Annotated in this window: 22 protein-coding genes and 1 pseudogene; 12 read left to right on the top strand and 11 right to left on the bottom strand. The window is 64.2% G+C overall.

Annotated elements, in window-relative coordinates:
• Nucleotides 1-410 precede the first annotated feature (410 nt).
• The 3 genes from EQ874_RS20735 (at nt 411) to EQ874_RS20725 (ending at nt 2,979) form a co-directional block, all read left to right on the top strand.
• Complete coding sequence (locus tag EQ874_RS20735) at nt 411-902, top strand: hypothetical protein (protein WP_129978000.1); 492 nt, start codon at nt 411-413, stop codon at nt 900-902.
• A gap of 509 nt (nt 903-1,411) precedes the next feature.
• Nucleotides 1,412-2,362 carry an SMI1/KNR4 family protein gene (locus tag EQ874_RS20730; protein WP_129977999.1) on the top strand — a complete coding sequence of 317 codons (951 nt, stop codon included), beginning with the start codon at nt 1,412-1,414 and terminating at the stop codon, nt 2,360-2,362.
• A gap of 167 nt (nt 2,363-2,529) precedes the next feature.
• Complete coding sequence (locus tag EQ874_RS20725) at nt 2,530-2,979, top strand: hypothetical protein (protein WP_129977998.1); 450 nt, start codon at nt 2,530-2,532, stop codon at nt 2,977-2,979.
• Between the two features lie 472 nt (nt 2,980-3,451).
• Here the strand turns inward: EQ874_RS20725 and EQ874_RS20720 are convergent, their stop codons facing one another.
• Nucleotides 3,452-4,258, bottom strand: a complete 807-nt coding sequence (locus tag EQ874_RS20720; RefSeq protein WP_207213597.1) for a hypothetical protein — start codon at nt 4,256-4,258, stop codon at nt 3,452-3,454.
• Nucleotides 4,255-4,860 carry a hypothetical protein gene (locus tag EQ874_RS23280; RefSeq protein ID WP_242496852.1) on the bottom strand — a complete coding sequence of 202 codons (606 nt, stop codon included), beginning with the start codon at nt 4,858-4,860 and terminating at the stop codon, nt 4,255-4,257. Before EQ874_RS23280 ends, EQ874_RS20720 begins: the two co-directional genes overlap by 4 nt.
• 217 nt (nt 4,861-5,077) lie before the next feature.
• Between EQ874_RS23280 and EQ874_RS23050 the strand changes: the two genes are divergently transcribed.
• Nucleotides 5,078-6,079 (top strand): hypothetical protein, encoded by a 1,002-nt coding sequence (locus EQ874_RS23050; protein ID WP_207213596.1) that lies wholly within the window; start codon nt 5,078-5,080, stop codon nt 6,077-6,079.
• A gap of 37 nt (nt 6,080-6,116) precedes the next feature.
• Here the strand turns inward: EQ874_RS23050 and EQ874_RS20705 are convergent, their stop codons facing one another.
• The 5 genes from EQ874_RS20705 to EQ874_RS20685 all read right to left on the bottom strand — a co-directional run bounded on the left by EQ874_RS20705 (nt 6,117) and on the right by EQ874_RS20685 (nt 10,985).
• Nucleotides 6,117-6,518 carry a hypothetical protein gene (locus EQ874_RS20705; RefSeq protein ID WP_129977997.1) on the bottom strand — a complete coding sequence of 134 codons (402 nt, stop codon included), beginning with the start codon at nt 6,516-6,518 and terminating at the stop codon, nt 6,117-6,119.
• Between the two features lie 4 nt (nt 6,519-6,522).
• Nucleotides 6,523-7,695 carry a hypothetical protein gene (locus EQ874_RS20700; RefSeq protein WP_129977996.1) on the bottom strand — a complete coding sequence of 391 codons (1,173 nt, stop codon included), beginning with the start codon at nt 7,693-7,695 and terminating at the stop codon, nt 6,523-6,525.
• 332 nt (nt 7,696-8,027) lie between these two features.
• Nucleotides 8,028-9,416: an MFS transporter gene (locus EQ874_RS20695; protein ID WP_129977995.1), complete on the bottom strand. Its 1,389-nt coding sequence runs from the start codon at nt 9,414-9,416 to the stop codon at nt 8,028-8,030.
• Nucleotides 9,417-9,446: 30 nt separating this feature from the next.
• Complete coding sequence (locus EQ874_RS20690; RefSeq protein ID WP_064063729.1) at nt 9,447-9,794, bottom strand: carboxymuconolactone decarboxylase family protein; 348 nt, start codon at nt 9,792-9,794, stop codon at nt 9,447-9,449.
• Between the two features lie 180 nt (nt 9,795-9,974).
• A complete protein-coding gene (locus EQ874_RS20685; RefSeq protein ID WP_129977994.1) occupies nt 9,975-10,985 on the bottom strand; it encodes an AraC family transcriptional regulator in 1,011 nt (336 codons plus the stop codon).
• Between the two features lie 173 nt (nt 10,986-11,158).
• Here EQ874_RS20685 and EQ874_RS20680 point away from each other — a divergent pair, with 173 nt between their 5' ends.
• From EQ874_RS20680 to EQ874_RS20645, 8 genes and pseudogenes are all read left to right on the top strand, one after another.
• Nucleotides 11,159-12,136 carry a quinone oxidoreductase gene (locus tag EQ874_RS20680; protein WP_129977993.1) on the top strand — a complete coding sequence of 326 codons (978 nt, stop codon included), beginning with the start codon at nt 11,159-11,161 and terminating at the stop codon, nt 12,134-12,136.
• Nucleotides 12,137-12,183: 47 nt separating this feature from the next.
• Nucleotides 12,184-13,083, top strand: coding sequence for a TauD/TfdA family dioxygenase (locus EQ874_RS20675; RefSeq protein ID WP_129977992.1), 900 nt, complete (start codon nt 12,184-12,186; stop codon nt 13,081-13,083).
• Between the two features lie 53 nt (nt 13,084-13,136).
• Entirely contained in the window at nt 13,137-14,189 is a 1,053-nt protein-coding gene (locus EQ874_RS20670; protein WP_064063725.1) for a 3-keto-5-aminohexanoate cleavage protein, read from the top strand.
• A 137-nt stretch (nt 14,190-14,326) separates the two neighbouring features.
• On the top strand, nt 14,327-14,911 hold the full coding sequence (locus tag EQ874_RS20665) for an alpha/beta fold hydrolase (RefSeq protein ID WP_064063794.1): 585 nt from the start codon (nt 14,327-14,329) through the stop codon (nt 14,909-14,911).
• A 7-nt stretch (nt 14,912-14,918) separates the two neighbouring features.
• A pseudogene (locus EQ874_RS20660) lies at nt 14,919-15,320 on the top strand (CoA-transferase); the annotation flags it as partial.
• A gap of 13 nt (nt 15,321-15,333) precedes the next feature.
• Nucleotides 15,334-16,911, top strand: a complete 1,578-nt coding sequence (locus EQ874_RS20655; protein ID WP_129977991.1) for a long-chain fatty acid--CoA ligase — start codon at nt 15,334-15,336, stop codon at nt 16,909-16,911.
• Entirely contained in the window at nt 16,908-17,987 is a 1,080-nt protein-coding gene (locus EQ874_RS20650) for a putative sulfate exporter family transporter (protein WP_129977990.1), read from the top strand. The genes EQ874_RS20655 and EQ874_RS20650 overlap by 4 nt, the downstream gene beginning before the upstream one ends.
• A 137-nt stretch (nt 17,988-18,124) precedes the next feature.
• A complete protein-coding gene (locus EQ874_RS20645; protein ID WP_129977989.1) occupies nt 18,125-19,270 on the top strand; it encodes an acyl-CoA dehydrogenase family protein in 1,146 nt (381 codons plus the stop codon).
• Between the two features lie 301 nt (nt 19,271-19,571).
• On the opposite strand, the gene EQ874_RS20635 is transcribed toward EQ874_RS20645, so the two are convergent.
• Genes EQ874_RS20635 through EQ874_RS20620 form a run of 4 tightly spaced genes read right to left on the bottom strand, consistent with a single transcriptional unit; the run spans nt 19,572 to nt 23,854 of the window.
• A complete protein-coding gene (locus tag EQ874_RS20635; protein ID WP_129977988.1) occupies nt 19,572-20,366 on the bottom strand; it encodes a hypothetical protein in 795 nt (264 codons plus the stop codon).
• Nucleotides 20,367-22,181, bottom strand: coding sequence for a hypothetical protein (locus EQ874_RS20630; RefSeq protein ID WP_129977987.1), 1,815 nt, complete (start codon nt 22,179-22,181; stop codon nt 20,367-20,369). It lies immediately after the preceding gene.
• Nucleotides 22,182-22,235: 54 nt separating this feature from the next.
• Complete coding sequence (locus tag EQ874_RS20625) at nt 22,236-23,144, bottom strand: peptide transporter (protein WP_064063717.1); 909 nt, start codon at nt 23,142-23,144, stop codon at nt 22,236-22,238.
• Entirely contained in the window at nt 23,144-23,854 is a 711-nt protein-coding gene (locus EQ874_RS20620) for a ParA family protein (protein ID WP_026003342.1), read from the bottom strand. Before EQ874_RS20620 ends, EQ874_RS20625 begins: the two co-directional genes overlap by 1 nt.
• Nucleotides 23,855-26,008: the final 2,154 nt, after the last annotated feature.

Here is a 26,008-nt window from a genome sequence, read left to right as displayed (position 1 = left end):
CAAACCATGACCGACATAGAATCGGGTCGAAATTCGCCCGATTTATCCGGTTTGTGTAGGTTCTCGTTTTCGGTGTCAGTTTCTCAACTTCACGTCAGTTGGCTGTCAGCTGCGCGTCGATTTCTCAAATTCGTGTCAGTAGCGGGACCCGGGAAAAGTGCCCCGGACCAGCGAGGTCGAGATCAGGTACGTGCAGGACTCCAAATGATCCTGTCGCAACGACCCCTCACTCCGTCGGATCCGTGTCGGACGATCCAGGGACTGCGAGTCCGGAAAGTCCGCAGCCACCCCACCGCATCACCTCGGCAATCAGCCAGCCTCTTCCTATGATGCACGGGGAACGGACCGCCGAGATGGACGGTCGGTCCTCTGCTGATCGACTGCTCCGGTTGTAGGAGGAGAGAGGCGCGATGTTGTACACCGGCAGAGCCAGCGTCGACCGGATGTTCTGTGTGAAAGACGCGGACGATCGGGCCTGGGAAGAACTTCCTCCGTTGCCCGAGCCAGGCTTCGGTCTGCTTGCTGCCGACACCGGGATGGTCTACATGTACACGGGGATGTCCATGGGACCACTCGATCTGCAAGTCGAAGTCCTCGGTGATGCTCCTGATTTCGTCGACAGTGGATGGGAAGACATCGAGGAAGCCTCGCTGCAGACCTACTCGGATATCGCCACAGTCCTCACCGGAGCGGAGGAACCCGTCGACGGATTCCCCGACACAGTGCTCTCGGCCGGCACCGGAACCTACCGAGTCCGCGCCTATGCTGCAGGGCGCGACCTGGCGTGGGATCTCGTTGTCGACGAGGTGGTCGAGCGATACAAGCTGCAGATATGGCCGGCACCGTACGCGCCGCCTCGTATCGTCCAGCATCGCAGCGCACACGCAGTGATGGGCTACTAGAAACTGCTGCTGGAAGGCAGGATCGGGTAATTCCGTTGTCGAGCGGACGACCCCGCGAACACGTGAGGTCATTCTGGAACGGTCAGTAAGACGGAACCGGAATTTCTGAGGATTCCGACAAGATCGTAAGAACCCGAACTGACACGAATTTGGAAACCCGCAGGTCCAAGGACCGTCCTACTGACACGTCCGGCGAGAACCTACAGTTCATATATGTCGAGATGCAGTGAAGATTGACGAACTCGACCGCCTAGATTGACAACGATCGGTCAGGGCGAAACCGGTGTCACCTGCGCTTACCTGTAACGGAGACCTTCAGCGGCGCCGACATTCTGTCAAAGTAGCCTGTCAATCCAGCCCTCCCGTCCTACCTTCGACAAAACCGCAGCTGGTCTGGTGGGGTGAGGCGGGAAAACCAACGCTGGTGTCAGATGCTCCTTTGATGCCTGTACCGCGGTCACCTGCTGGTCACCGAATGCCTCCAGCCGGACCGAAGGAGACTCGATCACATGACAACGCACTGGCGGATCACCCTCAGTTCAGTCCAAGAAGGTGATTCTCGCCGAGGACTCGTGACTCTGAAAGGCAGCACATCGAGCAGCGCCCTGCCTGATGTCATCGGTGACGCCGCAGACCATGCGCATGCCTGGGCCGACAAGTTCGGCAGGACCCTCGCCGGTTGCGCGACTCTTCAGCTCGACGGCGAGGACGACGATGACGATTACTACAAGATCGAAGGTCTCGACGGTTCCCTGTCGTTCGACGAGATCGCAGAGCGCGCAGTCCGAGAGAGGGTGCATCGCCGATCCCAGAAGGAGCAATCACCTCCGCAATCAGAGCGATCGGTCCGGACACCGGTTGGGGTGGCTTCTCGCTACGGGGCCGATTCCGCGGGTTTCTCGACCGCGTGGCAGGCATTGCGAGACTTGGTCGCCGATGTCTCGATCGTCAGTGGTGCACCCCTCGATGACGTTACGAAAGTGGAGAGCGCGACGGGGGTCCGATGGACTGCCGACCTGCGGACACTGTTCACGCAGCACAGCGGTGGCTTCGAGCTGGTTCCTGCTTTCGAGCTGGTGGATCTGGGGCGTGTGCTCGAGGTGCGGCAGATGTTCTTCGACGCTGAGGCATTCGTAGTCGAACAGCATGCCGATCTCCCTCCGGTTGCAGCAGATGCCGAGCGTCCGGCGGGATCACCAGCGGATCGCTTCCTTCCACAGTTCATTCCGATCGCCGAAGACAACACCGGTGCTGTATTGGTCGTGGACATGCGCAGCGGCGAGCTGAACGGCTGCGTCATCGAGTTCAGCACCAGCATGGGGGGCTCCGAGGCGTTGTGGCCCTCGCTCGGAGCGCTGGTAAGTGATGTGCTCACCGCCCTGACTACAAACGGAGCGTTGTTGCAGGGGAAGTATCGGCCAGAGGTCGGGGCGGGTCTTACGTGGTCACGAATGACGTGAGCACGTAGTGGTGTTCGACCAGTACGTTTTCAGGGTTGAACTCCGCCATGATCACTACCTCGATGCACCTGCGAGCATTACGAGCATCGTTGCCTCGCCCCTAACTCGTCAATCTGCAGCGGTGTGTCCTGTGAACCGTCCGGTGAGGTCACTGACAGACTCAGAACATGAGGATGATCCGAGCCGCGTGGTTGTTTCTGGCGCTCGCGGTGGGCGGGTTCGCGATGATCGCCACCTACTTGGCGTCCTGGCCTCAATATCAATTCACCAGTTGCGAGATCGACCCCATGTCAGATCCCATCGTGTGCAACGAATCGCTGATCGACCAGGGCGGCGCCGGGTACGTGGTGGCCATGGTGCTGCCAGTTGTGCTGTGTGCCATTCCGGCGATTGCCCCGCGACGAAGCGTGGCATGGGCGACGGTCGGGATGCTTATTGCCGCTGCAATCGTGGCCTTCGTGATCGTGGGCGGCGTCGCGATGATGCTGGTCGCCACTGCGGTGCCTGCGACCGTGCTCGCCGGGTTCCATCCCCACCTGGCGAAGAGGGACACTACGACCCCGGTCACCGCGCAATCATTCCTCGCTCGTGTACATCAGCAGCAACGCGACGCATAGGGACAGAGAAAGTCCTTCGCTTCTTTCGACCGACCTTCGGACGTGCTGTTCGACGATCCTCAAACAGCACACCCCAAAGCTGCCTGGCACTCGATCGTGTCCTGGGAAGCCGGCCGTCCGACCGTCCTGTTTAACCGTCCTGCATGACGGTCTCGTGTAGCTGACCCAAACAGTACTTTCGCCTCATGGACGGAATCCTGATCGGCCTGTTCTCGATCTGATACGACAAGGTCCGTACCGGGATGCAGGTATCACCCCGGTACGGACCGACGCCACACTACCGATTCGCCTATTCCCCCACGGACCGGCCGGCCGCGAAGACCGTCTCCGAACGGAGCGGCTGCGTCGCGCCGCCGCCTCCACTGGCCACCGAGCGGACTCCGATCCATCCCGGCCCCGGTCATCCGAGGACAAGCCAGCGCGCAGCGGTGGCGCGGCAGCACCACGAACCATGTGACCACGGCAGCTGAGCTCAGCGATCAAGTTCGGGTCCATGATCTGGATCGAGTTCGTGACCGGCGGCGCTGCGCTCCTCGGCCGCCGATGTTGTCCTCGGAGGTCGCCGCAGCACCGACCGGACGCTGCGTGGATGTGCGGTTGCCGCGGCGGAAAATCCATCGAGCACAGCGCTGTAGTCCTCGCTCGAGGACTCGGCAGCCGACTGCCCAGCACGTGCGGTCGGCTCCGCAGCGACGAGGAACGATTCGAGCCATTTCCTGGCGCGGGTCAGCGCGAGATCGCGGTCATCGGTATAGACGGCCGACCACTGGATTCCCGCACTGGTGATGCGATCGAGGATGTCGGTCGCGCCGATGATGCCGTCCCGAATGAGAGCAGAGACGAACTCGTGGTCCTTGGTCCGGCCGGCGATGGTCTTCGCCGCGCACAGATCCGCCGGATCGAGGCACAAACCGGTGCGCCCGTACTCCGCGCCGGACCCATCGTCGGCGGTGAAGCGCACGAGTCGGTTCTCCCAGGCGTTCGGCAGCACCACCGTGTCCTTGTGGATGCCTTCGACATGGACCCCGTGCAGATCGTGGAACGGGAAGTCCTCCCCGACGAAGACGTCCAGGACACCGAGCTTGTCGTCGAGGTCGCTCCCGACTGTGAAGGCGCTACCCGGTGATATGTCCCCCTCGCGGGACATCGATGCCTCGGCGGGCAGCGCCGAATCGTCGTAGCTGCCCAGGATGGACTGCGACCCGAAGACCACCACATACGGCTCTTCAAGATAGGCGCACGCAGTCCTGATCGCGCGAGCGAACTGTTCGCGGTTCACGCAGCACGATGCCGCAGGTTATCGAGCACCTCGAGACGCTCGGACTCGGTCAACAACACGGTCAACGGTGACAGATTCCGCATCTCGCGTCCCACCTCGTCATCGGAGAGCACCACGTGCCGGATCAAGTCGAGATCACCGGTTCGCAGCAGGTGCTCCCACCGCTCCACGTGCTCGAGCAGGGACTTACCGCGGACCTGCTCCCGGATCCTGTCCAGGTTTCGGCGAATTTGGTCGGTGTCCACCGGTAGATGCTCACGCTCGATCTTGTCCAGGACCGCAGTCTGCATGAGCTCTTGTCGGATGACCTTCCGCGGTACGACGGACATCTCAACTCCCCTCATGCTCAGCATCGCAGTGCGTTGACCTGCCGGATTGGTCGTTTTCAGTGTAAGCGTCCCCCAGGACCTGCTCGTGCTGCAACCTCGCCCATCAGGCTTCCCCGTGCCAGACGTCTGGTCGACGACGGTGACCACCGCGTCCCCTGCTTTCGGGCGGCGCAGAACCGCGGCCAGGACGAACCGTGCCGTGATCACTGCGAAGCCGACACCCGGACCGATCGAAACGGTCGCCAGGAACCACACCGCCAACAGCGCCTCCACCCCGGCCAGGGCCAGGCAGGTACCGAACCCGGTACGACCGAGCAGCGTCTGTACAGCCCGCCGGCGATCGTCGATATCGTCAGGGTCTTGTCGATCCTCGCGGCCTATACGACGACTCCTGAGGACTGCTTCTTCTGCATCTCGGAGGGATGGCCGAACGACAATCCGGAGGCGGCGGCGAGGGTGTGTATCCCCGATCGCACTTTAGTGTCGAACGATGACGACGTGGATCGAAGTTCTGCGGGCACTGACCACGGGTCCCGATCTGCCTGTGCGGGGAACGATCCGCGCGGTGCACGCGGATGGGCACACCGAGCAATTCGTCTCCGTCGGGCGCAAGCTTCGGGTGATGGTCGGTGACGCCCACCGTGTTTGGCGTCACGGTGCACGCCTGCGCGTCGAACGGAAGGACGGAACCCCGGTCTTTGTTACCGACGGGGTGACTGCGTGGGACTTCACCCGCGATCCGCAGCGGCCGCGGATAGGTCCGGTCGGTCAGGTGCAGTATCTGGGCACCAGTCAGTTTCTGCTGCGGCGGCGCAGCGCGGCCGAATGGGCCGGTGACGATTTCGCCCAGCCGACGGGTCCGGTCGAGGAGGTCGAGTTCGCGGGCCGGCGCTGCTGGACGGTGGAGTTGGCGCCGCCGCTGCGCAAGCCGTACCCGATGCGGATCTGGGTGGATATCGAGACCGGGCAGATGCTGGGCGAACAGATCGAGCAGGCGGGGTTGGGCGCGCACTTCGTCGACCTCGTCGTCGGCGAACCGGTCGACGACACCCTGTTCGGGTGGGACGGGCCGGTACTCACTGCCGAGCAGGAACAGCAGATGTACCGCGAACGCCAGTTCGCCCTCGAACGCGACCAGCGACACTGGTTCACCACCGCCATCACCGAGGTGCCGCTGCGCACGCGGGTGCCGATGGATTTCACCCCCGACCAGGTACCGTCCCATGATCCGCAAACGGGGGCGTTCGACGCGATGAACGACCTGACGATGCTCTCGCGTCGGCCCCGCAGCGCCGAGGGATGGGAACCGTCGTGGGGCACACGCTTCTACATCTGGTCGACCCCCGACTGGGACTGGGCAGCCGGGGTGATCCACGGCGACCTCGACGACGACACCATCGCCGATCTTCACCGCATGCTTCACCCCGACGAACCCGTCGACCGGCAACGCCGCATCGACAAGGGCCCACGATCCCAGCGACATCGTAGATAACCCCACGACGTGCTCCGCTCGCTTGAAAGGCCTCGAGCTATTCGGTGCATAGCCGTGCAGCAACGTCGAGTTCGACGAGTGTGCCGACCGGATCGAGCAGGTACACGCCTTTCTTGGTGGCCACCCACACCCTTCCCTGCTCGTCGACCGTCACCGCCGGCTCCGGATCGTCGATCGCCGCCGCCGCGACGACCCGATACGTGGCGGGATCGAGCAGCACCAGCAGCCACCGCTTGTGCTCACGGGCCGGCACCTCGTCCGAACTGTCGAACGGCCACCCGCCGGTCTTCCCGGTGCCGTCGGGACGGTGGGTGGTCATCCACAGATACCCACCGGCTCCACCGAATGTCAGCGGCCGACCCGGGAGAGCGGGCACAGGCATGCTCGTCAGATCCGCACCGATCGACACCGCCACACCGCGGCGATCGTAGATGGCCATCCGGTCACCGGTGGAGCCGACACGAACAGGAAACGACAACGGCATCTGCGGTCCGTCGGTGACCGTGCCGTCGAGATCGATGCGCACCATACGATAGATCCGCGGGAATGGCGCCGCCCCGTCCTCGGGCACGGCCGGCACCACCGCCACGAACCCTTCCGAGGTAGCCGCCACCCATCGTGCGGTCGGCAACTCCTCCCTCAGCGGTTCGGTGCCGGGACGCAGCAGAAACACGCCCTCGCCCGCGGTGAGCAGCACCGAGCCACGCCGCGGCCGCTGCCATACGGTGGCCCAAATCGATTCGGTACACCTCGAGGGCGCCGGCCGCATCGAGGGTGCAGCGCAGTACCGTCTGTTCGGCGACGACCCAGCAGCCCGCCGCGTCGGCAACTACCCGCCCCCGTGGCGGCGAAAAGGCCGTGGTGGCGATGGAAAGGGGCAGAAGATGCTCGGTCGTAACCGCAGCGCCGGCCGGGTCGTCGAGCTGCAGCAGGACCGGCAGTTGCCGGTCGAGCGCCCACAACACCCGGCCGCCGCTGCTGATGACACCGGGACGCACCCGCGGGCGTAGCGGGGCGGGTTCGGCGGCACCGAGATCCAGCTCGATCATCACCCCCAGCTGACGCTCGACAGGATGGTCGGCGTGCGCGGGGTCCGGTGGGTCGGGGCGCTCGAACCGCCGCGGCGAGGCCTCGATGTCGGTGTACCGGATGTCCTCGTCCGCCACCGCTGCCCAGCTGCGGGTGTGGGGATCGAAGGTGGTCTCGCCGGTCATCAACTGCACCCGCCGCACCAACCCGCGGGCGGTGCCGCTGCCGAGCTCGATATGGGCGAAGAACATCCCGGTGACCTCGACATGATCGATCAGCGGCCGCAGGGTTCGGCACACTGCGCTCCATCCGTCGCCGTGCAGCATGATCGTCCACCACCACTGCCCGTCGCGGTCGACGATTGGGGGCGCGTCCGCCTGGATCGGTTGCGCCCCGGCTCGCACCGTGCAGGTCCGCGGATCGGCCGGATCCGGTGTGTACTGGTGAAACTGCAACGCCACCGACACTGTGTTCCCCACCTTCGGGGGCACGATCGATCCGTCCTCGATCACCCACCCACGAACGCATCGGGCCGTGACCACCGAGGTGATCACGCCACCGAGAACAGCGCCCGCAGGCACGCCCATCAGAAACCCGGCTGCGTGGGAGAATCCGACGCCGCGCCCATAGAGCGGAACATACTGACTGTCGACGACAACCCCTCGCTGCGACACCGACGACCCAGCGGACCAGGGCGGTCGGCGAGAAGGTTCGCTCCCCTGCCTCCATCACCATTGCGGCGGCACCCCGGAAACAGGACGCCATCTTGCAGATAACGCATGAATGCCCGAGAAGAATGTGCCCCCGAGCGACAACCGGCGGGATGGCCAGGCACGCAGTTCTCGGCGTATTGCGATGGCTACCCGGCTGTTCGGTTGCCGGTCGAGGGTCTTCACGAGAACGGTAGTACCGGGGATCGTTACGGCTGTCGGCTACAGCGGTCGGTCGCGGCGTCGCTGTGAGCCGAGAGCTTCCTCAAACCGGCAGGGTAGAGCCGTCGGCCGAAGAGTAGAGCGATGATCGCCAAGACGTACACCAGTGGTGTGATTTGCAGCGCCCCGAGCAGACCCAGGCGATCGGCGAGAATGCCGACGATGAAGGGCCCGGTCGCCAGTCCGAGGAGGTTGTTGGCGACGGTGAGGCTGCCGAGTGCCGAAGCCCGTACCGATGGGTGGGTCAAGCTGGCCACCATCGCTGCGGTCGGACCGGAGGAGCCGGCGGAGAAGAAGGCCCCGAGCGCGATGAGGATCAGTTGCGCCGTTCCCGGTTCCAGTTGGAATGCGGTCCCGAGGGAGGTCAAGGAGATGGCGCAGAACACGATGGCGCTGGACCATTTCCGGGACGGATTGTCGCGGCCGACCCGGTCGGTGATCATCCCGCACACCACCATGCCCGTGCCGACCAGCAGCACGAAGACCGATGCGATCACGCCGGCCTTGTCCGGGGCCATGCCGTATTCGCGGTTGAAGAAGCTGGGAGTCCACGCCAGCAACACGGCGGCGGTGAACATCTGGAGGCCGCCCCCGAGATAGGCGCACCACACGGCGGGACTGGTGAACAGGGTCGAGACGGGTACACGGATCCGCGGTGCATCCGGCCGGGCAGGCATCGCAGCGCCCTGGTCTGCGGCGTGCGCCGCCAAGCGCCGCTCGGTGACCACGGCCCGGAACAGCGCGACGAGAATCAGACCGAGCACTGCCATGGCTGCGAACGACCACCGCCAACTCAGGTGCACCGCGATGACGCCACCGAGTGAGACACCGATGACCGAGCCGAACGAGCCGCCGGCCATGAATGCGCCGCTGAGGGCGGAGTGCACCCGGGGTGCGAAGACGCTCAGGACCACGGCGATTCCGACGCTGCCGTAGGCGGCTTCGCCCACTCCGACCAGAAAGCGTGCAGCCAGCAGCTGTTCGTAGTTGGCTGCGATGGCGCAGAACAGGGTCGCGATGCTCCAGAGCACTGCCATCAGGATCAGGCTGCGTACCCGACCCCAGCGGTCGGCGAGGAGCGAGAGTGGGAAGGTCAGCAGACCGACCATGAGGGCCACGATGCTGGTGAGCGAGGCGAGTTGAGAGTCCGACAGGGCCCAGTCCGCTTTCAGGAACGGGAAGACGGCGCTGAGTACCTGGCGGGACATGTAGTCCGACAGCAGCAGCGCGAACGTCAGCGCGAAGACCAGCCAGGGATAGACGGAACGACGGCGTACCCGACCGTCTACATCGGTGTGGTGAGTGTCGACGTCGCCCTGTGGTGAGTCGGGAACGGTGTCGACGGAAATGTCGATCGAGGGGAGTCGATTGGCCATGGATGCTCCTCGGGTGAGGCAGATGAGTGGTCAGGAGGCGGCGCGGCGTGCCTGGTGGGCGTCGAGTTCTTCGGCGAGGATGGGGACGCCGAGATTGCAGGCGTGGATGCCGAGAACACTGACCATCTGCAGGACGGCGAGGATCTCGTCACGGGAGACACCGAGGTCGAGGGCGGCCCGGATGTGGCGACGTACGCCGGGCGCATACAAATGGGTTGCGGCGGCGTCGATGGCGATGCTGAGCAGTTCGACGAACTGCGGGGTGAAGACTTTGCGTTGGATGGGGATGGCGTTCATCGCCATGAACTGCTCGGTCCACTCCGGATCCCATTCGGACAGTTTGTCCCACAACGGGTTCCATTTTCCGTCTTGGTGCATGGCATCCAGTGTCGGAGTGGGGATGGGTTCGGGTCTTGTCACGCGGCACTCGTTTCACGCAGAGGGACGTGGGTGTGTCGCACACGTCTTCCGTGGCGGATGGTGGTGCATATCACTTTATCCGCCGTGAGGCCGAATGAATTATCCCGTGGGGACGTCAATCCATACATTTCGGGACAGTTACTCTTCCGAGCGTGCGCGCCATTCCCGGGGGGTCATGCCGAAGCGGCGGGTGAACCATCGTGAGAACCCACTCGGTGCCGAGAACGCCAGCATCTGAGATATCTCGGCGAAAGTATGTCGTCGACCCGCGACCAACTGTTGGGCCAGCTCGGCGCGGGTGGCGTCGACGACGCCGGTGAAGGTTTGCCCCGAGCGGGCCAGGTGGCGGTGAATGGTGCGCCGATCGACGCCGATGCTCGAGGCCACCTGATCGATCGAGCAACGCCCGGTCGGGAGCAGAAGTTCGACGAGTTCTTTCACGCGTCGATCGAGTGTCGGAGTCTCGGGTGCAGCATGTTCGTCGAGGAACTGCAGCGCGTAGTTGCGGAGCAGAGGGTCGGACAAGCGGTTGGGCTGATCCAGATCACTTGTGTACAGGACAATCCCCGAGTAGTCACCGCCGAACGTCAGTGGCGCATCGAAGATGCGACGGTGGGAGCTGTCGTCCTCGGGTCGGCCGTGTTCGAAAGACACCGACACCGGCCGCCAACGATCACCGAGCAGATGCTGCAGCAATTGGTGGATCACGGCGACGGCGAGCTCGGTGGATTGGCGGACGGGCATAGGTTCCCCCGGTTCGACGCGCAGGGCGATCCTCGACAATCCGTCGCGTTCGGTGACGTCGATGAACAGGGCTTCGTTGTAGGTGTGCTGGTAGCGGATCAGCATGTGCACCGCACTGCGGGCGTTCGGTTCCTCGCGGATTGCCACACTCAAGGGGCCGAGACTGGACAGGCGCCGCCGTTCGGCGAGCCTGAGTCCGACGTCCTGCCGGTTGGTGGCCGTGGCGGAGAGCTCCAGCAATCGGGCGATGGAAGCAGCAGGCACCCATCGATCCTGCAATTCGAGCCCACTCGGGTCGAGATCCACGCTGCGCATCAGGGAAACCGGATCGATCGACAGGGACCGCCCCAGGTCGACGAAGCCGGTGAGGGAGGCGTATCGCGCCAGTGGTTTCGGCGAGACCATGGCTGGTTCTCCTTCTTCGAATTCAGCTTTGCCCGGACAACGCCTGGTCCCCAAATGATAATAAATATGTCCCGCAGGGATAAGCATTTCCTCGAGTATACGCCTACTCTCGTGTTATCGACATCACACCGTGCGAGGGAAGTAGAGCTCCCCCACATTCGAGGAGAATACAAATGGCGCATGCGATCCGCTTCTACGAGACGGGCGGCCCCGAGGTCTTGAAATGGGAGACCGTGGAGGTCGGCGAACCCGGCCCCGGCGAGGTGCGGATCCGGCACGAAGCCGTCGGCCTGAACTTCGCGGACACCTACTTCCGGACCGGGATGTATCCAGCTCCGCTCCCGGCAGGAATGGGCGTCGAGGCGGCAGGCGTGATCGAGGCGATCGGCCCGGATGTCACCGACTTCCGCGAGGGCGACCGTGTCACCTACACCGGCAGCCCCCTCGGCGCATACAGCACCGAACGGATCATGCCGGCCGACCACCTGATCGCACTCCCCGACGGCATCGAGTTCGATACCGCAGCCGCGATGACCATGCGCGGACTCACCACCTCGTACCTGCTGCGCCGGATCGCCCCCACGCTGAAGGCAGGTGACACCGTCCTGCTCCACGCCGCAGCCGGCGGCGTCGGTCTGATCTTCTGTCAGTGGGCGAAGATCCTGGGCATCAACGTCATCGGCACCACGTCCAGCGACGCGAAAGCGGAAGTGGCACGGGCCCACGGCTGCAGCGAAGTCATCGTCTACACCCGGGAGGATGTCGCCACCCGCGTCCGCGAACTGACCGACGGTGTCGGCGTGCCGGTAGTGTTCGACAGCATCGGCGCCACCACCTACGAGACGTCGCTGAACTCCCTGGCCCGCCGGGGCCTGCTGGTCTGCTTCGGCACCGCGTCGGGTCCGATCCCCCCGATCGACGCCATGCAGCTCGCAGTCAAGGGTTCATTGTTCGTCACCCGGCCTGCATTGGCGGACTACATCGCCGATCCGGCCGAGCGGGCCGACCTGGCGAACGAACTGTTCGGCCATGTCGCGACCGGACGCATCAAGATCGGCATCAACCAGAGGTACACGCTCGCCGAGGCCGAACAAGCACACCGCGACCTCGAAGCCGGCATCAGCGTCGGCTCGTCGGTGTTCGCACTCTGACCTTCCCCGGACCCCCATTCATTCCCGTCATGCCCAGGAGGACCGTCATGACCACCACCGCCGACCGCACTCGGGACGAGACACAGTCGCACATCACCATGAATGCACAACCGCTCACCGCCAGCATCGGTGCGGAACTGCACGGCGTGGACCTCGCCGACGTGGCCCACGACGACGAACGGTTCGCCGAACTGAAAGCGCTGCTGCTCGAACACAAGGTGCTGTTCTTCCGGGATCAAGAGATGAGCCGGGCCGACCATGTCGCCCTCGCCGAGCGGTTCGGCCCGCTCGAGGACCATCCGGTCCTCGGCAGCGACCCGGACCATCCCGGCCTGGTCCGCATCTACAAGGGGCTCGACAGCCCACCCGAGGCATTCGAGAATTCCTACCACTGCGACGCCACCTGGCGGCAGAACCCGCCCATGGGCTCGGTCCTTCGCTGCGTCGAAGGCCCGGCCGTCGGCGGCGACACGATCTGGGTGAACATGACCCTCGCCTACGAGCGGCTCCCCGAACACGTGAAGGAACAGATCTCCGAGCTGCGCGCACGCCACAGCATCGAAGCGTCCTTCGGTGCGCGCCTGCCGATCGACAAGCGCCTCGAGTTGAAGGACCGATTCCCGGACGCGGAGCATCCCGTCGTCCGCACCCATCCCGACACGGGTGAAAAGGTCCTGTTCGTCAACAGTTTCACCACACATTTCACGAACTTCCACAATGCGGACAACGTCCGCTGCGGGATCGATTACGCCCCCGGAGCAGGTGAGCTGCTCCGTTACCTGCAGAGCCAGGCAACGATCCCCGAATACCAGGTCCGTTGGCGGTGGACCCCGAACAGCGTGGCGATCTGGGACAACCGCTCCACTCAGCACTACGCGGTCCAGGACTACTGGCCGGCCGTCCGAAAGATGGAGCGCGCCGGCATCATCGGCGACCGGCCGTTCTGACCACCGAAATCTCTTTCCCTCAGTACTTCACGAACCGATCACAGGAGACTGTCATGCATTTCCACGACGATGCCTTGTTCCCCGAATGCCAGGAGAAGCTGGTCATCACCGCGGCCCCGTACGGACCGGAATGGGAACCGGACGATTTCCCGGAGGACCTGCCGCTGACGATGGACGAGCATGTCCAGCAGGCGGTGGACTGTTACGAGGCCGGTGCCACGGTGCTGCACATCCACGTTCGCGAGCTCGACGGCAAGGGCAGCAAGCGACTGTCGAAGTTCAACGAACTGCTATCCCGTCTGCGCGAAGCAGTCCCGGACATGATTCTGCAGGTCGGCGGTTCGATCTCGTTCGCACCGGAAGGTGAAGGCGCCGAAGCGAAGTGGCTTTCGGACGATGTTCGGCACATGCTCGCCGAACTGGATCCGAAGCCGGATCAGGTGACCATCGCCATCAACACCAGCCAGATGAACATCATGGAACTGATGACCGCGGACGACATCGCCGGCACTTCGATGGAACGCCCGGAGCTCGCGACGACCTACCGGGAGATGACGGTGCCCGCCGGGCCGGAATGGGTCGAGGAGCATTTGCGTCGACTGCAGGCCGCCGGCATCCAGCCACACTTCCAGCTCTCGTCCATCCCGCAGCTCGAAACCGTCGAACGGCTGATCCGGCGCGGCATCTACACGGGCCCGCTGAACCTGACCTGGGTCGGTATCGGCGGCGGCTTCGACGGCCCGAACCCGTACAACATCATGAACTTCATCCAGCGGGTGCCCGACGGGGCGTGCCTGACCCTGGAAACCCTCATGCGTTCGGTGCTGCCGGTCAATGCCATGGCCATCGCGATGGGGCTGCACACCCGGTGCGGCAACGAGGACACGATCTGGGGCCGCAAGGGTGAGAAGATGACCTCGGTGCAGCAGATCCGGCAGCTGGTCCGCATCGCGGGCGAACTCGGTCGTGAGGTCGCCACCGGCAAGGAGGCCCGCGAGATCTACCGGATCGGCGAAACCTACCGCGACGCCGACGAAACCCTCGCCAAGCTCGGCTACGCCCCCAATCGCCGTCCCGGCCAGGTCGGCTTCACCCAGCACGCCTGACACTGCCTCGATCGGTCCCCGTCGCCTGCGACGGGGACCGATCGAACCCCGTCTCCCCCACCCTCCCGGGCGAGCTGACCGCCCGGGTGGTCGGAGTGAACGGTAATCCGTTGCGAAAGAAATGATTTCGGAGAATGATGAACGACGACATCGAACCGACCGTGGTCATCGTGCCCGGCTTGCGCGATCACGTCGCCGAGCACTGGCAGACCCTGCTCGCCGATCGGCTCGACCGGGTGCGCACCGTACCTCCATTGGAGCGTGACCGCCTGAGCCTGGCCGCACGGGTCGCCGCCCTCGACGCGGTCGTGGCCGATATCGGCGGACCGGTGGTGCTGGTGGCGCACAGCGCCGGCGTTCTCATCAGCGTGCACTGGGCTCTGCAGACCACCCGGCCGGTCCGAGGCGCACTGCTCGCGACCCCGGCCGATCTGGAAAACCCCCTGCCCGAGGGGTATCCCGGCCTGGATGATCTGGATCAGGGTGGCTGGCTTCCGATACCGCGTCGCCGCCTTCCGTTCCCCAGCATTGTCGCAGCCAGTAGCAACGATCCGCTCGCAGAGAAGCGTCGGGTCGCAGGGATGGCGGAAGTATGGGGCAGTCGATTCGTCGACCTCGGCGAGGTCGGACACCTCAATCCGGCGTCCGGTTACGGTGATTGGCCCGAGGTCGACGTTCTCCTGCAGGAACTGCTTCGGCGACCGTCAGGGGTCACGACATGACCGGCCTCTGAGCTTCGGCATGATCCGCGGCGGCCACATCGACACCGCGGTGCTCGGCGGCATGGAGGTCTCGGCCACCGGTGATCTGGCGAACTGGATGGTGCCCGGCAAGATGGTCAAGGGCATGGGTGGGGCGATGGATCTCGTCCACGGGGCCCGCACGGTCATCGTGCTCATGGAGCACACCGACAAGCAGGGCAACCCGAAGATCGTCTCGCAGTGCTCGCTGCCGCTCACCGGTGAGGGCGTGGTCCAGCGCATCGTCACCAACCTCGCGGTGATCGACGTGACCGCCGACGGCCTCGTCCTGACCTAGTGCGCCCCGGGCGTCACCGAGGATCAGGTGCGCGCCGCCACAGGAGCACCGCTGTCCTCGATCGCCGAATCCACTGTCTTGTCCGAATCCTGAAAGCGACCCCACAATGCTCAACCTGTCCGTTCTTCTGGAGGATTCCGCCCGCCGGTACCCGCACCGCGATGCCGTGGTGATCGGAAACACCCGGATCAGTTACGGCGAACTCGACGCCCGCGCGAACCAGGTAGCGAACCTGCTGGTCGAACGAGGTATCACGCCGGGTGACACCGTGGCCATGTCGTTTCCCAACGTGCCGGAATTCGCGATCGTCTACTACGGCATCCTCAAAGCCGGGGCCGTCGTAGTGCCGCTGAACATCATGCTCAAGAGCCGTGAGATCGCCTACCATCTCGACGATTCCGGCGCTCTGGCGTACTTCTGCTTCGAAGGCGGACCGGACCTGCCGATCGGCGAGGGCGGGCGAACCGCGTTCGCATCGGCGCCGATGTGCCGGGAGCTGTTCGTGGTCGGCGAGGGCGGTGATGCCGGAACCGGCGGCGTGCAACGACTCGACGCAGCTCTGGCGGGCCTGCCGACAGAGTTCGTGTCGGCGGTGCGTGAGCCGCAGGACACCGCAGTGATCCTCTACACCAGCGGAACCACTGGAAAACCCAAGGGGGCCGAGCTCTCTCACTCGAACATGGTGATGAACGCGATCACCGCCAACCGACTGTTCGACAGCAACCCGGTACGCCACGACACCTATCTGGTCACGCTTCCGCTGTTCCATTCGTTCGGACAGACCGTGATGATGAACGCGGGATTGTCGGTCGGCGCCACCTTGGTGCTCCTGCCTCGCTTCGACGCCCGTGCTGCGCTGGACGTGATGACCGCTGAGGGTGTCACCGTCTTCGCCGGCGTCCCGACGATGTACTGGGGCCTGCTCAATGCGGTGGACGAGAACGTCGACGTCGAACGGATCGCCGCGACGATGCGCCGGGCGATCTCCGGCGGCGCAGCGCTTCCGGTGGAGATTCTGACCCGATTCTCCGAACGATTCGGCGTACAGATCCTCGAAGGTTACGGATTGTCCGAAACCTCACCGTTGGCGCTGTTCAGTGACCCGGAACGGGATCCACGACCGGGATCGATCGGGGTACCGGTGTGGGGTGTGGAAGCTCGGCTCGTCGACGCGAGCTGGAACACCCTTACCGACCCCGGCGTCATCGGAGAACTCGCGGTGCGCGGCCACAACGTCATGTCCGGATATCTCGGGCGACCCGAGGCCACCGACGAGGTGATGCGGAACGGTTGGCTGCGCACCGGCGACCTCGCGCGGCGGGACGCCGACGGCTTCTACTACATCGTCGACCGAGCGAAGGACCTGATCATTCGCGGCGGCTTCAACGTCTACCCCCGCGAGATCGAAGAAGTACTGATCACCCACGATGCGGTCTCGCTCGCTGCGGTGGTCGGGGTCCCCCACCCCACCCACGGTGAAGAGGTCAAAGCCTTCGTCATCCTCGAACCCGGTGTGCAGATCACCGAAGAAAAATTGATCGTCTGGTGCCGAGACCAGATGGCGGCCTACAAATATCCGCGAGCAATCGAATTCACCACTATCCTGCCGACGACCGCCACAGGCAAGATCCTCAAGCGCGAACTCGCCGCAGCAGAACCCCAACTGCAAGGTGTTCGGGGATGACCGGCGATCTGCACGTGACACCGGAAATGCCCGTCGCCGCACAGTCCGACACGACGCCCGAGACTACGCCGCGCGCGCATTCCCGAGCTATCGCTCTGACCGCTGGGATCGCGCTGTGCGTCGCCGGCGCCGGGACCGCGCTGTTGCTCGGTGGTCTGGCACCGGCTGTGAACCCGATGCTGATCGCCATCGTCCTCGGGGCGCTGGCAGCCAATCTGGTCTCGTTGCCCGCGTGGATCCGGCCCGGGGTGGAATTCTCGACCAAACGATTGCTCCGTCTCGGCATCGCTGTCCTCGGACTCCAATTGATGTTCAGCGACATCATCGAACTGGGCTGGGGTGTCATCGGTGTCGTCATCGCGATCGTCACGCTCGGCATCACCGGAACGATGTACCTGGGCAGGCTCCTCGGCTTGTCGTGGACTCAACGAGTCCTCATCGCGTGCGGATTCTCGATCTGCGGTGCGGCTGCTGTAGCCGCCGCCGACGGTGTGGTCGACGCGAAGGACGAGGAGACCCTCACGTCCATCGCGCTCGTCGTCGTCTTCGGCACTGCGATGATCCCCGGTATCCCGCTGCTGGCACACATCATGGGAATGAACGATCTACAGGCCGGAATCCTCGCCGGCGGTTCGATCCATGAGGTCGCGCAGGTGGTCGCCGCCGGCGGTGTGATCGGCGGCAGTGCACTTGCCGTGGCCACTGTGGTCAAGCTTGCGCGTGTGCTGATGCTGGCCCCGGTCATGGCTTATTTCGGGCTCGTGCAGCGACGCCGTTGCCGCGAGAAGGGAACGAACGACGCGACGGTCGGCACGCGACCGCCGCTGGTCCCGGTCTTCGTCCTCGGGTTCCTCGCATTGGTGGCAGTCCGGTCGTCGGGGCTGCTCCCCGACGTCGTCGTCGACCAGGCCGCGCTCGTTCAATCGGCCTTGTTGACCACGGCGATGTTCGGGCTCGGACTCGGAGTCCGGCTGAGTCTGCTGCGCTCGGTCGGTCCGCGGCCGTTCATCCTCGCCGCCGCCGCCACCGGGTGGGTGCTGCTTGTTGCGCTTCTCGGTGTGGCGATAGTGGCCTGAGCAGTCCTACCGAATCTCGGGTGCATGGCGCGTCGTACGGCGAGAGATCGTCGGGCTCTCCCTCGGCCCCATGTCGACCCAGCCATCACATCGCTTCTGTTCACTTCACGACGGGGTTCCCGCAAGGAGGATTTCTCATGGATCGGACCCTCTACGACCACGACCACGAACTTTTTCGGTCGTCGGTCCGTGAGTTCCTGCACCGCCAGGTCTCGCCCCGCACCGAACACTTCGTCGAGGATCGGGCGGTGCCTCGGGATGTGTGGATCGAAGCCGGCAAGCACGGCTTCCTCGGTCTGCAGATCCCCGAAGCATATGGTGGATCGGAGGCTTCCGACTACCGATATACCGCAGTGATCACCGAGGAGTTCGCCCGGATCTCGGCCTCCCTGTCGTCGTGTCTGGGTATCCACATCGACGTCGTCGCCCCGTATCTGACCGAACTGACCACCGAGAACCAACGCCGCCGTTGGCTGCCGGGTTTCTGCAGCGGCGAAATCCTCACGGCCATCGCCATGACCGAACCTTCCGGCGGCACCGACCTGGCGAATCTGAAGACCACCGCGGTCCGAGATGGTAACGGCTGGGTGCTCAACGGATCGAAAACTTTCATCACCAACGGTTGTTCCGCCGACCTGGTTGTCGTCGCCGCCCGCACCACCCCTGGCGCCGGCGCCCGCGGCATCACTCTGTTCGGAGTCGAAACCGGCACCCCCGGTTTCACCCGCGGCCGCAAGCTCGACAAGGTGGGCCAACCCGAATCCGACACTGCCGAACTGTTCTTCGACAACGTGCGCCTCGACGAGAGCGCTGTGATCGGCGAGGTGGACCGCGGTTTCATACACATGATGGATCGCCTCCCCCAGGAACGCCTGGGCTGCGCGGTCTCCAACATCGCCCACGTCGACCAGATCCTGCGTGAAACGATCGCTTATACCAAGGACCGCAACGCCTTCGGCCGGCCGATCGGCTCGTTCCAGCACAACAAGTTCCTGCTCGCCGAACTGGTCACCAAGGTCGAAGCCGCCCAGGCCTTCGTCGACCAGGCCATTGTGGCGCACGTCGACGGCACCCTCACTGCCGTCGACGCCGCCAAGACCAAATGGTGGTCCGCCGAGATACAGAACGACGTGCTCGATCACTGCGTCCAGTTGCACGGCGGCTACGGGTTCATGAACGAATACCGTGTCGCCCGAGCCTGGAAAGACGCCCGGGTCACCAAGATCTGGGCCGGATCCAACGAGATCATGAAAGAACTCATCGGCCGCGACCTCGGCCTGTGACCCCGCTATTGTCAGGAGTACACCATGCCCGAAGCTGTCATCGTGTCCGCCGTACGGTCGCCGATCGGACGAGCACGCAAGGGCGACGCTCATCAACAACCTGCGCACCCACGACAAGCAGTTCGGTGTCGAGACGATGTGCGTCGGTGGCGATCAGGGCATGGTGATGGTGCTCGAACGTCTGAGCTGACATTCGGCCTGCCGAGCAGGATCACACCCGCTGGACGATATGGACAGCCCCAGCGCTGAGTCCGCGGGTTGCGCCCCTACGTTCATTCCGCAACAGGAACGAGGGTGTCGGTCAGTGCCAGGTGACGTCGATCTTGTCGATTGCGTCGAAGTGGAAGCCGAATTGGTCGCTGTAGACGTCGAACCCCTTGTTCTCGGGATAGTCGATCGTCGCGTGACGTTCGAGGATGGCGACGACTCGGGCCTGGTCGTCGTTGGCAAGCGCCGCCGCCAACGCTTCCGATTCGACGGCGCTGAACGGGACGTCCGAGTTGCCGAAGTCCAGTGTGCGGGTGCGGTAGTCGTAGCCGGTCTCATCACCGTTGCGTACATGGACACGGCCGGTGACGCGAATGGTGGCAATCTTCGGTGTGCCGTCGGGGTTGAAGACCCCGGCCTTACCCATGACGTCCTTGGCCTTGACGTCCTTAAGTTTCGACCGTGCGTCGTTGCGCAGTTCGTTGGTCTTGCCGGAGATGTACTTACGCACCGAGGAGGGGCTGCGGCCGATCTTCCTCGCTACCTTGTTCACTCCACCGAGCCGTGCGATGGCAGCGCGACGCTGGGCCAACTCGGCCACCTCGGCATGGGGGATGCGGCCTTGCTGAACCCAACGGCGCAGCGTTCGGTCCGATGGTGGAGTGCGACCGGCGTCGATGGCTGCCTGCCGCAGTCCCTCGTTGCCGATCTCGGTGCGGATCTGTCTGACCGAGACTCGCGAGGTCAAGCCGGCCAGGCCTCTGCTGGTTTCCTGTGCCTTGGCGACACCGGCGGCTGCCGCGGCGGCGACGGTGACCTTCATGCCGTCGAGACCGACAGTTTTCTGCGGCACCGCTTTCGATCGGGGTTTCGGGAGGTGCAGCGCCATCTACTCCCCCTTGTCGGTGTCGGTGCCGTAGGCAGCGGCGATCGCCAGACGGACCTCGTGGGTGGTCTCGGCTCCTGCGAAGGCCAGCAGCATCTCATCGGTGAGATCGATGTGCTTTTCCAGGGTCATCTTGCCCAGCGCGTCGCTGTCGTCGGCAAGGGTCTGCCCCTCCCCCACCAGATACACCCAGGAGTCGGTCATGGTGCGGATCGGCCAGCGCCCGGTCTCACGGGCGATGCGCATCGCGACGCGACGGCCACGCCAGCGGCAGTGCGCCATGATCGCCGCCCTCCACAACGGCTGATGGTGGTGGTGCATGCGAGTCGCGGTCCACATGTCCGGATTGACCATCCGACCGACATAGCCCTTGTAGCAGGCGCCGAGAAAGCGTTTCATGGCAACGTCGCCGGTACCGACGGCCACCGCGCGGGCCTCGCGCAACACTTTCGCCCACTTGTCCAGGGCGCGACCTTGTTCCTCGTAGACCCAGGCCTCGGTGACGTCGAGGTCGTCGGCATCGAGCCCCATTCCCCCGTCGGCGATGGGCGCGCACAGTCCGTCGAGACTGACGGTAGTGATCCATGTCTGTACCGGCCGGTCGTCGAGCATCGCCGGATGCGGTAGCGGCAGCTTCTCCGGTAGACCGAATTGCGCTGCGGCGGGCAGAGTCACGCGCCAGAGGCCGAAAGCCGGCTTGTCGACTGCTGCGGCGGCTGCGGCATCGTCACCGACGAGATTGCGGATCCGGCCGTAGCCGAACGACAACATGCCCGCCGAAGCCAGATACGCGGCGCGCTGGTCGATGGTGACCAGCGCGGAGGCACCATCGAGGTCGTCGGCGTCGGGGATACGGGACCAGCCGGCGGCCGGTTCGAGGTCCCCGCGTGGGGCGTCGGCGATCGGTGGGAGGGGCCCGCCGGCCGTGACGACGATGCCTTTGCCGGTGCGGAGGCGTTCGCGACGGATCTTGTCCAGTACGGCGGCACCGGTGCGGGCGGGGGTCGGGCCCGGCAGGGTGTCGAGGTGCTTGACGGACCAGGCCAGGCGGCGGCCGAGTTCGCGGGCGGCGGGACGGTCGTCGTCGGGCAGGTAGGTACCGGCAGCGGGATTGCCTAGGATGCCCATGTCTCCGACGCGGTTACCCCAGCCGAAGTCCTTGTTCCAGTAGGTCCACACGTAGGGCTCGAGGACGAGATCGACCATCTGAGTGGCTTTACCGACCTTGCGGAGGAGATGGATGACGTAGCCGGGATCGCCGCGCAGTTCCCAACCTGCAGCGATCAGAGGCGGCAGAGTGGCAGCGATAGCGTGGGTCAGCTCGGTCGCAGCGCGTTGGCGGAGTTGTTCGAGGTCGTCGACGTCGTCTTCACTGCCGGGGTCGATCGTCCAACCGAGCTGGGCGCACGAGTCGATCCCGACGAACCACACCTGTGCAGTGAGTCCGTGCGGAGTCAATGCTGCCCAGTGCAGCAGCTTGTCCAGCTTCTCGATCGAGTCGACCGGTCCGGTCAGACGGGCACCCGACGGTGTGTAGGTGGCTTCGGCGGTGACGATGATGGCGTGACCGTCCGCATCCTCGGTGACAGGTAGCGACTCCCGTGGTCGAGACTCGGCCGGAAGATCCGGCACCTGGTCGGTGCCGGCGGCAACATCCTCGTCGGATGCGGCGGTGTCAGCGTCGGTGGCCGACAGATCTTCCGGCGGCGTATCGGGCGTGTCGGACGTCGGTTCTTCGGAGACAGGTGGCTCGACCGTCGGCTCTTCGGATTCGGGATCGAGATCGAAAAGGGCGATCTGGTCGTCGATTCCGCTCATCGGCTCACCACTGCAGTCCTTCTGCGATCCACCGGCGCCGTCTCCGAGTCGTGCCTACCGGAGCTCGAGCGCATCGATGAGCTTGCGGCGCTCGTCATCGGTGAAGTGCTTACGCACTGCCGCGGCAAGCACATCCGGATCTGCGCCGAGTCGTTTGAGTGCCTGAGCCACCTTGTCCACCGGCTCGAGCTTGCTCGCAGGCTCTTTCGGCTGTGGCTCCTCCGAATCCGAAGCCTCAGGCTCGACTTCGGGTTCCGGCTCAGAATTTTGTGCCGCTTGCCATGCCGCGACCTGTTCCTCGAGCGGAACTCGGGCCAGAGATCGGGCTTGACGAACGGCGAGATCGCCTGCGCGCAGGGCTGCTTGAAGTTCGGGTGCGAGTTTGAGCAGGGCGCGGCGCTGGGACACCCAGCCTTTGGAGCGGCCGAGTTTCTTCGCTGCTGCGTCGGCGCTGCCGAACTCGGAGACCATCAGCTCGACGGCCTTGGCTTCTTCGAGGACGTCGAAGTCACGGCGGTCGATGTTCTCACTTGTTGCAGCCCAGAGAATCTCTCCTCTATCGGTGGCGATGCTGTCGCGCAGGACGACATCGAGTCCGGGGCGCCCGTACTTCTGGGCGGCAGCGAGACGACGGTTGCCGTTGACGACGATGTACTCGGCAGTGCCGATATCGTCTTCGTCTTCGGGCCACAGTTTCAGCCAGGCTGCGCGGCTGACGACGGTTCCCGGTTGCAGTTGCCGGTCGACGATCGTAGCCAGGTCGGACAGGTCCCCGAGTTCGTCGCGTGGGTTTCTGGGGTTGGCAACGAGCCGGCCGACGGGAACATCAGCGAGCAGTTGACCTTCGACGGGCCGGGCAACAACTTTGTACGGTGTGGGAGTGCGCTTCCGGTCTACCGGAGAGTTGTCGCCTACTGCTCCGACCAAAGAGGCGAAGTTTGCGCGCCCACCCTTGGGCGCCATCAGCGGCCACCGTCCGCGAGCTCGAGACTGAGCTTGTAGAAATCCTCCCGGGCCTGCAGAGAGACGCGGTTGGCTTCGTACTCGGTGACGACCCTGCCCTCCGCGGCGGCTCGAGTGTGAACCTTGTAGTGCCGCACGACGGTTCGCGCAAGTGGCCACCCGTTGGCCTGGACGAATTCTCGTGTCTGTTCGAGGTCGACCTTGCCGTCCCGGGGGTCCCAGTTGTTCACAACGACAATGAATTTCTTACCGAGGGGTTCGATGACCTGCTTGATGGTCCGAGCCGTGGGGTCGAAGCAGAGCGGTTCGGGCTCGATGGGAACGATGACCAGATCGGCGACTTCGAGGACGGCGCGTAGGGCGTCGGCGGAGCTGCCGGTCCCGAGCACATCGGTGCCGTCGTCGGCGCCGGACAGATCGATCCAGCCCGGGGTATCGACATAGACGTGCTTGATACCGGGAAGTTTGTCGAGATTGCGGAGCACGTCGAGATTGTCGTGAACCTGGTCGATCAGGAACGGCAATTCCTGGACGCGGGAGGCCCACCAGACGGCGGATCCCTGGGGGTCCACCGAGATCGCGGCTACCGGGGACTGGACGTCGTCATCGTCGCCGGCGGTGAGAACATCCGCTTTGACTGCGGCGAGATTCATTGTAAGGGTGGATTTTCCGACGCCGCCCTTTTGGTTGAGCATGACATGAACAGCCATAGGTTACCTCCGTATGCTTCACCCCACGGTGGGGCTACTTCGGACTACGCTTCGCCATCTTCTGGCGGAGATGACGGTTGCGCCCGCATCGCCGCATCGGTGCTGATGCAGTTCGATGAGGCGCGCAACTCGTACAATAGACCCTTACAGGTCTACGGAACAACCTTTCGCCGTATCATCTCAGATGTGCTCCGCTACCTGACATTGCACGAGGTTGCCGACCGTGTCGGTATCACCTACAACACCGCCAAAGGTTATCTACGGAAAGGTGTTCTGCCGCAAGCCGATGCGTCTATCGGTCCCCGATTCGGTTGGCTCCCTGAGACTGTCGACGCATGGATGGAAACCCGGCCGGGTCGAGGCCGACGAACACACGCGGGCACTCCCCCGACCTACGTCCGGCTGGGTTCGACGCCAGAGAATCTGTGACCGCTTCAGCGTGTCGTGAATGCCCCGGGACGTCGCGGGATGAAGCGACACTTTCCGCAGGAGGCGAAAATGCGCTCCCTCCCCCTCCCCCATTTCGTCACAGTGACATCAAATGTTCGAGGGTTTCTTTCATAAAGAACTGCAGTCACAGCGTCTCGAATTCCCCTGAGCGACGCGGAAGTTACACCGATGACGGGGATGGACGAGGCTCCGAGTTTCCGTCCTGCCGAGATTGCTTTCGCAGAGCGAGCGAGCTGGCTCAGCGGTACTGGTCCAGATCCTCCAGCGGCCGGTGGTTTACCGCGGTAAACCACCGAATCGGATACCCGTCCGAGTTCGCGTCGCGCACCGATCCACCCCACGTCCGAGTCTTGCTCGATCACGACATTCGTCTCCAAGTTATACGACGCGTACTTCTGCAGGGGCGCGCCCCTGCTGCGACATCGCATCGCGCACGATCGCCCACCATTTCGGTATCGTGACGGGTTTCGGCAGACCTACTGCGATTCGACCGAGCGAAGGACGGGCGATTCGATGCGGTCACTACGCATCCCTCTCTCCCCTGGTCGTTGGCTCCCGCACTTCGGAGGCTGCCCCTCCCCTCCCCTACGCGACCGAACTTCCGGATCCACCGGCGAGTACATCCTTGCGAGCCCCAGTCCGGGCGGCGGGGCTCTCGCGCGTTGCGTGACGCTTCACCTCCCTCTTACCGTTTACACATCCTGCCGTTCTGAGGCACTGTTTACCGCGGTAAACCGGGCCTCAGAATGGCAGGATGTCGCGAGGTTGCTCGAGCAGAGCGACGGATTCTTGTTGTACTTACACACGAGTTACCGGAGCGTCGACGTCACCGAGCACCGGAGGATCGAGGGGTCGCCTCATAGCAACCCACTCCCTTTCCATCTGGGCGCGATCGACACCCGGGGCTGTCGGACCACTGCTGCGGGACCGTCTGGTCATCGGTGTGGCCAGCACCGACGCGAGGATGCCGTGTCCGCTCCCCTATTATGCGGATCTGTACAACAGATGCCGCGGTTTACCGCGGTAAACCAGGATCGAACGAATCGCGTCTTTGGTATAGGCGCATGTACCGCCCTGCCCACGATTCGACCTGCGGATCCCGCCGAATGTCGCCCGTTCGAGTCCAGCAGGCGCAGACGGTGGCGCGGTTTACCGCGGTAAACCGAGCCACCGTCTGCGCCTGCTGAGAACCCCTCCGGACCCCCGACCATACGCCGGCAATAACGAGAAGGATCCGTCGACGGTTTACCGCGGTAAACCGTCGACGGCCAGAACGCTCTATAGACACAACCGTTCATGGACGACTCCGAACCCACCACGTGCTCGATACGCAGCCCCCGGCGTGTGTCTGTGCCTCAACGCTCTTCCCGGCCACTGAGTGCAGTATCTCCGCCCACGATGCCCTCTCTTTGCGAGGCCAGTCTTTCGCTGGAGCGAATGCGTGTCCGGACGGAGTGTTCTCATGTTCAGTTCGAGTGAGACCCCCGCCCGGGGTCCGACGCGCGGTTTACCGCGGTAAACCGCAGCCGGTGCACGACAGGATGAGGCGCCGATCCAACCTTCTCGGACCGTCCCGTCAAGGTGTACTCCGGTTGCTGAGACGGTGGGATCCCGGACCGGATTGATCGGTTTACCGCGGTAAACCAGCGGTCGCGAGGAAGCCCGAGACCGGTGCTTCTTATCGACAGGGCCACTCCGTGCAGC

Origin of the sequence: Rhodococcus sp. Q1 (assembly GCF_004153645.1) — a bacterium.
GTDB classification, from domain to species: domain Bacteria; phylum Actinomycetota; class Actinomycetes; order Mycobacteriales; family Mycobacteriaceae; genus Rhodococcus; species Rhodococcus gordoniae.
Note: the sequence above shows the minus strand (reverse complement) of the source record. Positions and strands in the feature narration are given on the sequence as shown.

Bases quoted from the DNA above. Each gene is read 5' to 3' on its own strand.
- EQ874_RS20735 (WP_129978000.1), top strand. From the start codon at position 411: ATGTTGTACACCGGCAGAGCCAGCGTCGACCGGATGTTCTGTGTGAAA.
- EQ874_RS20730 (WP_129977999.1), top strand. From the start codon at position 1,412: ATGACAACGCACTGGCGGATCACCCTCAGTTCAGTCCAAGAAGGTGAT.
- EQ874_RS20725 (WP_129977998.1), top strand. From the start codon at position 2,530: ATGAGGATGATCCGAGCCGCGTGGTTGTTTCTGGCGCTCGCGGTGGGC.
- EQ874_RS23050 (WP_207213596.1), top strand. From the start codon at position 5,078: ATGACGACGTGGATCGAAGTTCTGCGGGCACTGACCACGGGTCCCGAT.
- EQ874_RS20705 (WP_129977997.1), bottom strand. From the start codon at position 6,518: ATGGCCATCTACGATCGCCGCGGTGTGGCGGTGTCGATCGGTGCGGAT.
- EQ874_RS20700 (WP_129977996.1), bottom strand. From the start codon at position 7,695: ATGGGCGTGCCTGCGGGCGCTGTTCTCGGTGGCGTGATCACCTCGGTG.
- EQ874_RS20695 (WP_129977995.1), bottom strand. From the start codon at position 9,416: ATGGCCAATCGACTCCCCTCGATCGACATTTCCGTCGACACCGTTCCC.
- EQ874_RS20690 (WP_064063729.1), bottom strand. From the start codon at position 9,794: ATGCACCAAGACGGAAAATGGAACCCGTTGTGGGACAAACTGTCCGAA.
- EQ874_RS20685 (WP_129977994.1), bottom strand. From the start codon at position 10,985: ATGGTCTCGCCGAAACCACTGGCGCGATACGCCTCCCTCACCGGCTTC.
- EQ874_RS20680 (WP_129977993.1), top strand. From the start codon at position 11,159: ATGGCGCATGCGATCCGCTTCTACGAGACGGGCGGCCCCGAGGTCTTG.
- EQ874_RS20675 (WP_129977992.1), top strand. From the start codon at position 12,184: ATGACCACCACCGCCGACCGCACTCGGGACGAGACACAGTCGCACATC.
- EQ874_RS20670 (WP_064063725.1), top strand. From the start codon at position 13,137: ATGCATTTCCACGACGATGCCTTGTTCCCCGAATGCCAGGAGAAGCTG.
- EQ874_RS20665 (WP_064063794.1), top strand. From the start codon at position 14,327: ATGAACGACGACATCGAACCGACCGTGGTCATCGTGCCCGGCTTGCGC.
- EQ874_RS20655 (WP_129977991.1), top strand. From the start codon at position 15,334: ATGCTCAACCTGTCCGTTCTTCTGGAGGATTCCGCCCGCCGGTACCCG.
- EQ874_RS20650 (WP_129977990.1), top strand. From the start codon at position 16,908: ATGACCGGCGATCTGCACGTGACACCGGAAATGCCCGTCGCCGCACAG.
- EQ874_RS20645 (WP_129977989.1), top strand. From the start codon at position 18,125: ATGGATCGGACCCTCTACGACCACGACCACGAACTTTTTCGGTCGTCG.
- EQ874_RS20635 (WP_129977988.1), bottom strand. From the start codon at position 20,366: ATGGCGCTGCACCTCCCGAAACCCCGATCGAAAGCGGTGCCGCAGAAA.
- EQ874_RS20630 (WP_129977987.1), bottom strand. From the start codon at position 22,181: ATGAGCGGAATCGACGACCAGATCGCCCTTTTCGATCTCGATCCCGAA.
- EQ874_RS20625 (WP_064063717.1), bottom strand. From the start codon at position 23,144: ATGGCGCCCAAGGGTGGGCGCGCAAACTTCGCCTCTTTGGTCGGAGCA.
- EQ874_RS20620 (WP_026003342.1), bottom strand. From the start codon at position 23,854: ATGGCTGTTCATGTCATGCTCAACCAAAAGGGCGGCGTCGGAAAATCC.